Source organism: uncultured Cedecea sp. (assembly GCF_947498825.1).
Classification (GTDB): domain Bacteria; phylum Pseudomonadota; class Gammaproteobacteria; order Enterobacterales; family Enterobacteriaceae; genus JGM124.
Genome location: NZ_CANMLV010000003.1, coordinates 70,911 through 83,540, shown reverse-complemented (window position 1 = coordinate 83,540; position 12,630 = coordinate 70,911). Strand labels below are relative to the sequence as shown.

Here is a 12,630-nt window from a genome sequence, read left to right as displayed (position 1 = left end):
ATTGTTATTCTTATCAGGCCGAATAATCTGGTGATAATCTGTCCTGTATTGAAACAGCAGGCACGAGCGCAAGGGGCATTAAACCCGGCTAAAAGTAGTCCAACTTAAATCGAATGGCGGAAAAATACGCCCCGGCTTTCAGGTCACGCTGATTGGGCATAAGCGTGAGGGTGTAGTTCAGCACCTTGTTGCCCGGGACGACATCACGCAACGGCAGCGCCTTCCCTGGCAGGGCGTGGTTTCCATATTCATCCATGATGCGCAATGCCACGCCCCTCGCATCGCCATATACCCCAAAATAATCCCCGTCATGCTCACCCTCAAAGGTCACTTGAAATTGACGCCAGTCCGGTTTTCCCGGACGTTCAAGCACACAGTTGACCAGCGCAATGGAGAACGGCTTGCTGCGCCCGTGTCCGTCACGTAACACATCCGCAAACGGAATGACCTCCATATCAATGAGTTGCTCACGGCTTTCTACCGCAATGGCGCAGGCAGTATCGATAATGGCTCCTTGCATGTTGACCCGTCCGTGGCCTGCATCGTTTGCGGCAACCGCAAAGGACGCAATCAGACAGGAAAAAATGCAAGAAAACACTGAAAGGGAAAATGTCTTGCCGGGCATGAAACACTCCTTATACCGCCGTTAATCGCTGCAGGGTTAAGAAAAAGGCATGCAAAATCACTTCACATGCCTCGTCACCCCTAAAACACAAAGGGACTCACAGGATTAGTTGTAGCTCAGTTTAAAGTCAGTCACGGCCTGGAAAGCGCCTTCAACAATGGCAGTGCCCGCACCCTCACCTTGCATATAGGCAGCAAAACTTAACGTGTTGTTACCATCAGTCAGGGTTTGTGGTGCCGTTGGGGTATCCAGTTTGATCAGTTCAGCGCCGCCTTGCGCCGTCATGGCCACACCTGCACCTTTGGCCGGACCTGTAATGCCGAGCAAGTCAGCATTAACATCAGATGCCGCGCCGGTGAAGGTGACCGTGACTTTATTTTTCGCGGCAGGATCACCAAACTGGCAGCCTTCTAAGTTGATGGCAAAATTAACGGGCTCGGATTTGCCGCCATCTTGCAATGCGACGTTAGAAATTTGACCTAAATTAATCAATTGCTCTTCATCACCGGCTTTAATTGAGCAAGGCGCGTCAATGATAGAGCCGAAAAACGTGATTTTGCCGTGACCTTCATCCGCAGCCATTGCTGTTGAGATAAGACCTAAAGATGCAACTGTAGCCACTGCGATTGATTTCAATTTCATGAATAAGATTCCTTAAAAATGGTACAACGTATTTAAATTATAACGACAGTTATAATGTCCCTTTCCGGGGGTTTACTTCGGCATCAATATTATGATAATTGATGATAAAGATAATGTTAAAAGCCCCGAAAATAACCCGTGACTTTTTTAAATCCAACCTGAATACAAATATAAGCAACAGACAAATAAACAGAAAAATAAAACAATGACTCAGCCCGCGACCATTGAGGCAGTGCTTGCCCGGGTAGCTCAACCGCCGGGCTGGCGCGCATTGTTTGCATGCTGCAAAATGCCATATTAAAAATACGGGCAAGCTGACAGCTGAAAACACATAACTCACTTCGATTAAATTAAAAAGAATTTAACAATAAACTGAAAATATCAATAACGTATATTACAACACCCGGACTCGCCTTTATTTTCAAAGATTAAATATTGCTAGTTATCGCCTGCTTACAAATTATAGCGTACAGCAACACCATCCGAAATATAATTAAAGAATTCATTTAAATTAAACGCGTACGAGTTTAAAAAAAATACCATAACGCTGAGTGGGATAGTCGTTTCACCGCGTTCATAACGGGAAATGTGTTGTTGGCTGACACATAACAACTCACCTATTTGTTTTCCGGTTAACCCACGCTCAAGGCGTTTAGATTTGAAGTAACCACTCATTAACATATTTACTCTGTCATCGATGATTTGCCGGTCATTCATTTTTCCCCCCTGAGCATCGTCAGTTTTTGTTAGGGAGATTTAATCAGAATAGTCGCATTGCGTAAAATCGATTAAAACATTCAAAAAGCGTAATTACGATAGATTCAAGCTATTGGTGTTAATTCATTGATCGGAATTAGCGATCGATAATATCCGTAATATAATATAAAGGATTGATTTAAATGACCTTTAATTAATATCAACATCATTTAATCAGCCACGTTAATTAACTGGCAATACACTTTTCCCGCGTATGAAAAGACGAATCCTGTTTATTTCAATATGTAAATAGAGTTTTAAACTACCTCTCCTGATACACATGGCGTTTTATTCTATTTATTTGATAAATGCAGAGCCCCACATCCGAAAGATTGACTTTAAATTGGATTAAAACCAGATTCATTCACTACAAACCAGCCTTGCAACAGGAACAAAACACCAAAAAACATAAACATAACAATTTATTTAACATATTTTACAAAGCTTATTTTTTTAATAACACATCCAGTATTAGATATATTTTCTCATTACCTGACTTATGCGAGGCGGAGAGAATGAGAACCGCCTCACAAATATTGAGTTTGAATACTTAACACCCGGTATGGTGAGGAAATCTCATACACAAAGTGGCTCATTAATGTGGCGGGTTCGATGTTTGTGTTCACTTACCCTAAAATGGGGTGGCAATAACAAGTTTTTCCACCTCAATATTTACAGAGAGCCACTTAACAAAACACGGTTTACAGAAACGCAGAGGGTTTATACGCTAAAGAGGCCTGAGCCAAAAATAAAAGCCAAAGCAACCGTCTGTCAGAACAGAAGCCGTGATGCAATATTCTGTAAAATGGAAGTCAAATATGATGAAAATGAGTAAGGTTAAAGAATTAAAATAACCGGAAGATGCTCCCCTGGGGGAAAGCATGTTTTGCAGACGTCATTATGGAAAATCACACCATGAAGGTACTTTATACAATGAAGGGCTGAACGGCTCCGGGGAAAAACCCGGTGCCGGATGATTAGCAACCTCGCGCAGCCTGCTTATTTTTAGTGAGGGTCTATATCACTTAATATTACTGAGCCTTGTGCTACGAGACTTGAGGATTAGTGATGTAAAAAACACGTTAATGAGAAAATTCATTGTTTATGCCGGAATTCAATGACCCTGACTCCCCGTTCAGAATCTCCTCCGATAACGAAAACACATAATGGCCCAACCTATTTATATAACCATGTATCAGTGGGAATAAACTTGCCAGATGTTCTCCCTCAGGTATTTCACCCGACTGGCAAAGCTGTGACAGCAGCTCCTGCATGTAAAGCCTGTTCCCCAACACAACCGCATTGCTCACCAGGCCCAGAGCACTCAATTGATCTCCTTGCTCCTCACGGCAGAACGAACTGACAATGAAACTTCTGTTGGTGTTCTGCTGCCGCAAGATGGAACTTTGTGGCGCACGCCGGGAAGAGTTCAGTCTTGATGAGGCGGTCTGACACTTACCCGCAGAACAAGTTAAAAATGGTGATGTGATTGATATATCTATCCCGGCAGTAGCGCTTGAATGGCTGGAGGAACTGCACCAGATGTCCTGCAATAGCCGGTGGGGCTTCCGGCCAGAAAGATGCAGCACCCTATGATTCCCCCACATTCAGGAAAGCACACGCCCTGTAGCATTGAGCAAAGTGAAGAGTAACCTCCCCGACGTACCTAATTTTACTATTCATGATTTTCGTAGGCGTCTGTCTGCAGGACGTGGACCAGCGCCTCCTGTTCGGCCTGGCGCAGTTTCAGTAGAAGGATGTCGTCAGATGAGGTGCTGCTCATAAGCCCTTATTTTACCTGGCTTATTCAGCAATAGTCAGAATAAAGAGATTTACATTATAGCCAGGGATGTCAGCAACCGTTTAGGTTGTCGCCAGTCGATGCCTTCCATCAGCATCGCCAGCTGCGCCGGGGTCAGGAACACTTTACCATCACTGGCAGAAGGTCATGCGAAATGACAACGCCCCAGGCGTTTGCCCAGCGAGTACAGTTCGTCGCCGGTGGACCACAGCAGTTTGACCTGACTGCCGCTACGGCCCCGGAAGATGAAGACGTGGCCGGACATCGGATCGTCTTTCAGCGCCGTCTGTACCTTCGCGGCCAGACCATTGAAGCCGTTGCGCATGTCGTTGATACAGGCAACCAGTCAGATTTTAGTCTCAGATGGTAGGCCGATCATCGTGATTTTCCAGCCATCATTTCACGTAATATAAGACTCAGCTGTCTGGCGAAGGATTGTGCAGTGTGATCCCCCCTGCAGTAGCAGGGCATGACAGAGAGTTTATCGCCAATCGAGTAGGAGGCGGGATCGCTCCCGCCGTCCTCTCACACCACCGTACGTACGGTTCCGTATACGGCGGTTCATGTTAACCCTGGAACTGCCTGTGTTGTTCGAGCAATGACAGTAAGCCAGCCTTCCTCAGTGACGATACTTTTATCACCTGATTCATATGGCTCGCTCCCGAGTTCCACCACGACCCTCTCTGATTGCACGCTGAACGCCACGCCCTTTCTTCCGTTAACCCCGCTTGCATTAACTTCTTTGCCCGCGTTCGGGGACGCTTCCATTGCTTCCATAAAAGGCAGCGTAACTTCCTGTTTATCCAGCTATCCAGCTCTTCCAGTACCCCTTTCACTTCGGTGTAACGGAAGTAGCTTATCCAGCCCCTGAGGACGGGTTTGAGTTTATTGATGACGACTTTTACTGACGCCGATCTGTGCCCTGTGGTCAGGCTGCGGAGTTTATCCTTCAGCCTTGCCACACTCGTGTCTGCCACTTTCAGGCGAACAGATTTATGCCTTGTGACGCTGTACCCTAAGAACTTGCGATCCCATGGCCTTGCCACCGCACTCTTCTTTTCGTTTATCGTCAGTTTCAGCGTATCCGCCAGATACTCACTGATATCCCTGAGAAGATGTTCACCCGCTTTTCGGCTGCTGACATAGATATTGCAGTCGTCTGCATACCGACAGAAGCTGTGTCCACGCCGCTCCAGTTCTTTGTCCAGATCGTCTAACAAGATATTCGACAACAACGGCGATAAAGGCCCGCCTTGCGGCATACCTCTCACTCGTTTGACTCTCTCTTTATTACTGTCGACACTGTCGGCCTCAAGGTATCGGCGGATTAACTTCAGCAACCGTTTATCCTTGATGTGCCGGGCTATCCGCGACATTAATATGTCGTGATCCACTCTGTCGAAGAACTTTTCCAGATCCATGTCAACCACATGGCGTTTACCACTGTTTATGTGGACCTGTGCCTGACGCACGGCCTGCCATGCGTTGCGTCCCGGGCGGAAGCCATAACTGGAGTTTGAGAAGGTCGGGTCGACGACAGCGCTCAGTTTCTGCGCTATCGCTTGTTGGATGAGTCTGTCTGCCACCGTCGGGATACCCAATGTTCTCACGCCGCCATCTGGCTTTGGGATATCCATTTTGCGTATCGCACGGGGCAGATAATGTCCTGCCATCAATGCACTCGTGATGCTTGCCCAGTGTTCTTTCAGCCAGGGCTTCAACGCCGACACGCTGAGGTTATCCACCCCTGCGGTACCGTTGTTTTCCACCACCCGCTGATAGGCGAGCATCATATTGGATCTCTCTGTCACCGTTTCGATTGTCAACGGCACTTCCGCTTTCGTTCGCCCACTGACCGCCGTGTCGATTTCAGCACCATTCAGCTGCTCTCGCGGGTTCTGCCCGCTACCCTGACTTATGGCGGCAATGTTCTGCCCTTGTGCATCGTTAATCGGCATCGAGTATCCGTGTCCTAATTGCGGTTAACATGTTCAGCCCTTCATACTGGTGGTGAGTCAGTACTACTACGGCATCGGCTGACTTCTGACATTCCATCCCGACATCTCCTGATATCGGTAGCACAATGGCAGAATGGCAGATCTCCCGGGGTAATTCGCGTGACCTTCCTGCATATGTCTGTCGGCTTTACGTCACAGCATTCCGTGCAAGTATTGGGCGTTGACGATAATGGCCACCTTACCCTGCTGTGCCGCCTGAACCGCTTCCTGTTCGTCAGACCCGCATTTTGCTTTCAGCTTCCTTCAGACTTCACCTCGCGGTGGACACCCTTGCCGTTCAGCTAACACTTCCCCTTGCCGGGTGTGTAGAGGACTTTCACCTCCAAGTCATCTGTTAACCACCACGGTCAACGGACAGCGCCGTTCAAGGCGCTACGCGCCATGCCCGGCGCACCACGAAAAAAAACCGCGATCGTTTTAGACCGCGGTTTTTATCAGACTGATATCTGATTAAGGCAAGATAGAAGGCTGATCTGCTCCTTCTTTCTCCACTTTCTGCTGCAACATATGCTCACGCTTCATACCCATTTTCAGCGCCAAGGCAGAGGCGACATAGATAGAAGAAGCCGTACCGATGGTGACACCAATCAGCATGGTTAATGAGAAGCCCTTCAGCATTGAGCCACCAAACAGATAAAGCATCAGGATAACAATCAGCGTGGTGCCAGATGTTATCAAGGTTCTTTTCAGGGTCTGAGTCAGCGAGACGTTAAAAATTTCATAAGGCGTACCGCGACGAATTTTGCGGAAGTTCTCACGAATACGATCCGATACCACGATGCTATCGTTAAGCGAGTAGCCGATAACTGACATTAGTGAAGCAACGATAGTGAGATCAACCTCAATCTGGAATAACGACAGAATACCAATAGTAATAATGACATCGTGCGCCAGCGAGATAACAACACCCGCAGCCAGACGCCACTCAAAACGAAATCCGACATAGACCAGAATTGAGACTAAGGCAACCAGCAGTGCCATCGCACCACTTTGTGCCAAATCCGCACCGACACTCGGCCCGACAAACTCAATACGTTTTACTGCACTGTGCTGATTGGTTGACTCATCAATCACTTTAACAACCGAGCTGCCCAGTGTTTGCCCGCCAACTTCACCACTCACCGGCGGCATACGCACCATAATATCGCGGCTGCTACCAAAGTTCTGAACCAAGGGATCCTGGAAGCCCGCTTTTTCTAGCGCACCACGGATAACATCCAGCTCAGCCGGTTTTTCCAGCGAAATTTCAATCACTGTACCGCCGGTAAAATCAAGTCCCCAGTTAAAGCCCTTCACGCCGATAATCGCGATAGCAACAATAAGCAAGAGACCGGAGATGCCGAAAGCCCAGTAATCCCAGCGCATAAAGTCATAGACTTTACGCCCGTGGTTCAATTGTTCAACAGTATATTCCTGTGCCACAACGCACTCCTTAGATAGACAGCTTGTTAATGCGCTTGCCGCCATACAGCAGGTTTACAATAGCGCGGGTACCGATAATTGCCGTGAACATAGATGTTGCAACACCGATACCTGTGGTAATTGCAAATCCTTTAATGGCTCCGGTTCCCACCGCGTACAGGATGACAACTTTAATCAGCGTTGTGATGTTGGCGTCAAAAATTGAGCTAAATGCTCCTTTATAACCTTCATCTATGGCCTGTTGAATAGAGCGACCGTTACTCAGTTCTTCTTTAATACGTTCATTAATCAGAACGTTAGCATCCACCGCAACCGCCAGTGTCAGTACTACCCCGGCAATCCCTGGCATGGTTAGCGTTGCCCCTGGTAACAGAGACATGATGCCGACAATCAGGATTAAGTTAGCCACCAGAGCAGTCGTTGCTATCAAGCCAAACTTCTTATAGAAGAACAGCATAAAGATGATAGAAACCAACAGTCCTGCCAGACAGGCTTCCAGACCTTGCTTGATATTTTCCAGACCTAAGGTTGGGCCAATGGTACGTTCTTCAACAATCTGAATCGGCGCAATCAACGCACCAGCACGTAACAGCAAGGAAAGTTGACGAGCTTCAGCCGAGTTATTAATACCCGTAATACGGAAGCTGCTACCTAAGCGAGACTGAATGTTCGCGACATTGATAACCTCTTCTTGCTTGGCAAGAATTGCTCGACCATTCGCATCTTTCTTACCGCTGTCTTTATACTCCACGAACAAGGTTGCCATCGGCTTGCCGATATTATCCTTGGTGAAATTAGACATGGTATTACCGCCAGCCCCATCCAGAGAGATATTAACCTGTGACTGGTTATATTCATCCATACTGGAGGTAGAGTCAGTGATATGATCGCCGGTCAGAATAATACGTTTGTACAACACCACGGGTTGACCATCACGGGTTTGTTTCACTTCTGAATCGCCCGGAACGCGTCCTGAAGCCGCTGCACTGGCATCAACATTGGTATTTACCAGACGGAATTCAAGCGTAGCAGTCGCACCGAGGATCTCTTTCGCACGTGCTGTATCCTGGATACCCGGCAGTTCGACCACAATACGGTCGGCACCCTGACGTTGTACCAACGGCTCGGCCACACCCAGCTGATTCACACGGTTGCGGAGAATAGTAATGTTCTGCTGTACCGCATATTCACGTGCTTCACTCAGACGAGCATCGGTCATGACTGCACGTAAGCCGTTATTACTGATACGGGAGAACACCAAGTCACGGTTGCGCTGACTTAAGTAAGAAATAGCCTTGTCACGCAGGTCCGCATCAGGAAAAGCAATTTCTACGCCATAGTCACTGGCCTTACGTACACTGGAGTAAGCAATATTCTGCTCACGCAGTGAGCTACGCAAATTATCAATAATTTGCTCTTGAAGTTTGCCCAGTGCCGTATCCATATCCACTTCCATCAGGAAGTGCACACCACCGCGCAAATCAAGCCCCAATTTCATCGGATCAGCATGAATAGCAGACAACCAGCGAGGTGTGGCAGGCGCGAGGTTCAGTGCAACAACGTAATTTTCGCCTAACTGACTCATCAGAACTTCACGCGCACGGAGCTGAGTTTCAGTTGAATCAAAGCGCGCAAGGATAGAACCCTCCTCCAGCGCAATGGACTTAGCGGAAATGTCGTCTTTCTTTAAAATATCATGGACCTGGATCAGCGTTTGTTCACTGGCGGCGACACCGCGCGCGCCAGTTAATTGAACGGCCGGATCCTCACCATACAGGTTGGGAAGTGCATACACTGTGCCGATGATAAGAACCACGACCAGCATGATGTACTTCCACAAAGGATAACGGTTTAACACGTTTAGTTCCCTTAGGGAAAACGAAAAATTACAGCGCCTTCATGGTGCCTTTCGGCAGAACGGCAGCTACGAAATCACGTTTGATGACAACTTCATTGGTGTCATTCAGCGCGATAGCAATGTAACCAGTTTCAGCAACTTTAGTTACACGACCAACCAGACCGCCATTCGTCAGAACTTCATCACCTTTCGAGATGGAGTCCATCAGTTTTTTATGCTCTTTCGTACGTTTTTGTTGAGGGCGCAGGATCATGAAATAGAAAATCAGACCAAACACCACCAGCATCAGAATCAAAGAGTACGGGCTACCTTGCGCTGGAGCACCTGTTGCAGCTACCGCATCAGAAATGAAAAAGCTCATTAAAATTCCCTCATTATTAAATTAATCTATATTCAAAGGTGGAACAGGTTTACCTGTGCGCTGATAAAAAGCCGCTACAAAGAGCTCTAATTTACCCTCTTCAATAGCCTGACGTAAACCAGCCATTAAACGCTGATAATAACGCAGGTTATGAATAGTATTAAGACGAGCTCCCAGTATTTCATTGCAACGATCGAGATGATGCAGATAAGCACGTGAATAATTACGACACGTGTAGCAGTCACACTCTGCGTCAAGCGAGGTAGTATCATCCTTATATTTAGCATTCCGGATTTTCACTACACCGTCCGTCACAAACAGGTGACCATTACGCGCGTTACGCGTAGGCATCACGCAGTCAAACATATCAATCCCACGACGTACACCTTCAACCAAGTCTTCCGGTTTTCCAACCCCCATCAGGTATCGTGGTTTATCTTCGGGGATCTGCGGACAAACATGCTCCAGAATACGGTGCATATCATCTTTTGGCTCACCGACAGCTAAACCGCCGACAGCGTAGCCATCAAAGCCAATCTCTACCAGACCTTTTACCGAGATATCTCGTAAATCTTCGTAAACACTACCTTGAATTATCCCAAACAGCGCGTTTTTATTTCCCAGAGAATCAAAACGATCCCGGCTACGCTGTGCCCAGCGCAACGACATTTCCATCGAACGTTTGGCATAATCCCAGTCAGCAGGATACGGAGTACATTCGTCAAAGATCATCACAATATCAGATCCGAGATCGTATTGAATCTCCATCGATTTTTCAGGATCAAGGAAGATAGGATCGCCGTTGATCGGATTACGGAAGTGCACACCTGCTTCGGTAATCTTACGGATATCACCCAAACTGAATACCTGGAAACCGCCTGAATCCGTCAAGATAGGACCTTTCCACTGCATAAAGTCATGCAGGTCACCGTGCAGTTTCATTATCTCCTGTCCCGGACGCAACCATAAATGGAAGGTATTTCCGAGAATAATTTGCGCTCCGGTTGCCTCAACTTCTTCCGGCGTCATCCCTTTTACAGTGCCGTAGGTGCCCACAGGCATAAATGCCGGGGTTTCAACTGTTCCACGCTCAAAGACCAAACGCCCGCGACGTGCCCGGCCATCTGTCGTATCTAATTCAAATTTCACTTATCCTCCCGCATCGGATAAACAGTCCAATGGCTAAAACAACACATCGCCGGTGGTACCCGCGATGAAACAATAAATCATTTATTCCTGACCTGGTCGCTCACTAATCGCCTGCGGATTGTACGTGATATACATAGCATCCCCATAGCTAAAGAAACGATATTTAGCAGCAACAGCCTCATGATAAGCATGCATTGTATGCTGATAACCAGCAAAAGCAGACACTAACATGATAAGTGTTGATTCAGGCAGGTGAAAATTAGTGACCAGAGCATCGATAACCTGGTATTGATAACCTGGATAGATAAAGATTCGGGTATCACCAAAGAAGGGAGCAATAAGTTCATCTTTCGCCGCCTGCGCCGCGCTCTCCAGCGAGCGAACCGAAGTGGTACCTACCGCTATCACTTTATTACCCCGTGCTTTACAAGCCAGCACCGCATCAACAACCGACTGAGGCACTTCAGCATACTCAGCATGCATGATGTGGTCTTCAATACTGTCAACACGCACAGGCTGGAAAGTTCCCGCCCCCACATGTAGGGTGACAAACGCCATTTCGATGCCTTTTAAACGTAATTTTTCCAGTAAAGGTTCATCAAAATGCAGGCCTGCAGTAGGTGCTGCCACGGCGCCCGGTTTCTCACTATATACCGTCTGATACAGTTCTCGGTCAGACTCTTCATCTGGTCTGTCAATATAGGGCGGTAGTGGCATATGGCCAATACTGTTTAAAATATCAAGTACTGTTCTGTCGTCATTAAACTCCACTTCAAATAGAGCATCATGACGAGCCACCATGGTAGCCCGGACGCTTTCGTCATCGCCCAACAACAATTCTGCCCCAGGTTTTGGTGCTTTTGAGGCGCGGATATGGGCAAGAATACGCTTATCATCCAACATACGTTCAACCAGTACTTCAATTTTACCACCACTGGCCTTACGCCCAAACAGACGTGCAGGAATAACACGGGTATTATTAAAAACCAGAAGATCGCCAGGATTGAGCTTATCTTGCAAATCGGTGAAAGTACCATGCGCGAGCGCACCTGTTGGCCCATCAAGAGAGAGTAAACGGCAACTGCTACGCTCAGCTTGAGGATAGTGAGCAATCAGGGTTTCAGGTAATTCAAAAGAGAAGTCAGCAACGCGCATGATAATAGGGAACTCAGACTTAAAAACAGGCGGACTAGTCTAGTGCCAGGGGGGCTTGCTTGCAACTCGCTTAGCCACTATTTATATACTCCAAATCATTCGAGTTACTCCCAGGCGTAAAGCTTCAACAGGCGATGGACATAGACAAACGATGTAATTCGGCTGCCTGGATACAGGACGAAGAGAGCCTTTAAAAGAGATTAATGAGATAATAAAACAATGAATTTTCTTGCCCACCTGCACCTTGCCCACTTAGCCAAAAGCTCACTGTCAGGTAATATCCTGGCGGATTTCATCCGTGGTAATCCTGCTGATAGTTTTGCACCTGAAATTGTCGCAGGTATTTATATGCACCGGCGGGTAGATGCCCTGACCGATGGGTTGCCAGAGGTCGCGATTGCCAGACAATGGTTTCGTCCAGAAACTCGCCGGGTTTCCCCAATTTCACTGGATATTATCTGGGATCATTTCCTGTCACTTCACTGGCAGCGTATCAACCCCACACAGCCATTGAGTGAATTTGTTGATTATGCCCGTGGCCAGATAGAGCCGATGCTACCGCAAATGCCTGCGGCATTTGTCGACTTAAATCATCATTTGTGGGATGAACGCTGGCTTGAGCGTTACAGTGATATGCATTTTATCGCCAGTGTTCTGGGCGCAATGGCGAGAAGAAGGCCTAAACTCGCGCAACTTCGTGAGTCCTGGCACGATCTTGAAACACACTATCATGAGCTGGAAGACTTATTCTGGTCATTTTATCCACGTATGATGACTCAGGCACAACAGAGGAGTCTGTAATCAGCCAAGTTGGTCAATATCAGCTTGCCCTTTTACCAAAAA

At 47.4% G+C, this 12,630-nt stretch carries 10 protein-coding genes and 3 pseudogenes; 2 read left to right on the top strand and 11 right to left on the bottom strand.

The features are described from left to right. Positions 1 to 88: 88 nt before the first annotated feature. From Q1A40_RS05390 to Q1A40_RS05375, 4 genes and pseudogenes are all read right to left on the bottom strand, one after another. Positions 89 to 625, bottom strand: coding sequence for a fimbrial protein (locus tag Q1A40_RS05390; protein ID WP_299998416.1), 537 nt, complete (start codon positions 623 to 625; stop codon positions 89 to 91). Between the two features lie 105 nt (positions 626 to 730). After that, positions 731 to 1,267 (bottom strand): fimbrial protein, encoded by a 537-nt coding sequence (locus Q1A40_RS05385; RefSeq protein WP_299998415.1) that lies wholly within the window; start codon positions 1,265 to 1,267, stop codon positions 731 to 733. Positions 1,268 to 1,720: 453 nt separating this feature from the next. Next, complete coding sequence (locus Q1A40_RS05380; RefSeq protein ID WP_299998414.1) at positions 1,721 to 1,984, bottom strand: helix-turn-helix transcriptional regulator; 264 nt, start codon at positions 1,982 to 1,984, stop codon at positions 1,721 to 1,723. A 1,121-nt stretch (positions 1,985 to 3,105) separates the two neighbouring features. Continuing rightward, a pseudogene (locus Q1A40_RS05375) lies at positions 3,106 to 3,372 on the bottom strand (Tn3 family transposase); the annotation flags it as partial. On the opposite strand from Q1A40_RS05375, the pseudogene Q1A40_RS05370 reads away from it, so the two are divergent. Further along, positions 3,368 to 3,718: pseudogene (locus Q1A40_RS05370) on the top strand (site-specific integrase); the annotation flags it as partial. The pseudogenes Q1A40_RS05375 and Q1A40_RS05370 sit on opposite strands and share 5 nt — an antisense overlap. A 137-nt stretch (positions 3,719 to 3,855) precedes the next feature. On the opposite strand, the pseudogene tnpB reads toward Q1A40_RS05370, so the two are convergent. The 7 genes and pseudogenes from tnpB to queA all read right to left on the bottom strand — a co-directional run bounded on the left by tnpB (position 3,856) and on the right by queA (position 11,787). Then, positions 3,856 to 4,149: pseudogene (tnpB, locus tag Q1A40_RS05365) on the bottom strand (IS66 family insertion sequence element accessory protein TnpB). 241 nt (positions 4,150 to 4,390) lie between these two features. Next, positions 4,391 to 5,782 (bottom strand): group II intron reverse transcriptase/maturase, encoded by a 1,392-nt coding sequence (gene ltrA, locus Q1A40_RS05360; protein ID WP_299998413.1) that lies wholly within the window; start codon positions 5,780 to 5,782, stop codon positions 4,391 to 4,393. A gap of 510 nt (positions 5,783 to 6,292) precedes the next feature. Then, positions 6,293 to 7,264 carry a protein translocase subunit SecF gene (gene secF, locus Q1A40_RS05355; protein ID WP_299998412.1) on the bottom strand — a complete coding sequence of 324 codons (972 nt, stop codon included), beginning with the start codon at positions 7,262 to 7,264 and terminating at the stop codon, positions 6,293 to 6,295. A gap of 10 nt (positions 7,265 to 7,274) precedes the next feature. Further along, positions 7,275 to 9,122 carry a protein translocase subunit SecD gene (gene secD / locus Q1A40_RS05350; RefSeq protein ID WP_299998411.1) on the bottom strand — a complete coding sequence of 616 codons (1,848 nt, stop codon included), beginning with the start codon at positions 9,120 to 9,122 and terminating at the stop codon, positions 7,275 to 7,277. Between the two features lie 28 nt (positions 9,123 to 9,150). Then, entirely contained in the window at positions 9,151 to 9,483 is a 333-nt protein-coding gene (gene yajC, locus Q1A40_RS05345) for a preprotein translocase subunit YajC (protein WP_299998410.1), read from the bottom strand. Between the two features lie 21 nt (positions 9,484 to 9,504). Then, positions 9,505 to 10,632, bottom strand: a complete 1,128-nt coding sequence (tgt, locus tag Q1A40_RS05340) for a tRNA guanosine(34) transglycosylase Tgt (RefSeq protein WP_299998409.1) — start codon at positions 10,630 to 10,632, stop codon at positions 9,505 to 9,507. A gap of 81 nt (positions 10,633 to 10,713) precedes the next feature. Next, positions 10,714 to 11,787, bottom strand: a complete 1,074-nt coding sequence (queA, locus tag Q1A40_RS05335) for a tRNA preQ1(34) S-adenosylmethionine ribosyltransferase-isomerase QueA (protein WP_299998408.1) — start codon at positions 11,785 to 11,787, stop codon at positions 10,714 to 10,716. A gap of 219 nt (positions 11,788 to 12,006) precedes the next feature. Between queA and Q1A40_RS05330 the strand changes: the two genes are divergently transcribed. Then, entirely contained in the window at positions 12,007 to 12,588 is a 582-nt protein-coding gene (locus Q1A40_RS05330; protein ID WP_299998407.1) for an ACP phosphodiesterase, read from the top strand. The last annotated feature ends 42 nt before the right edge of the window (positions 12,589 to 12,630 follow it).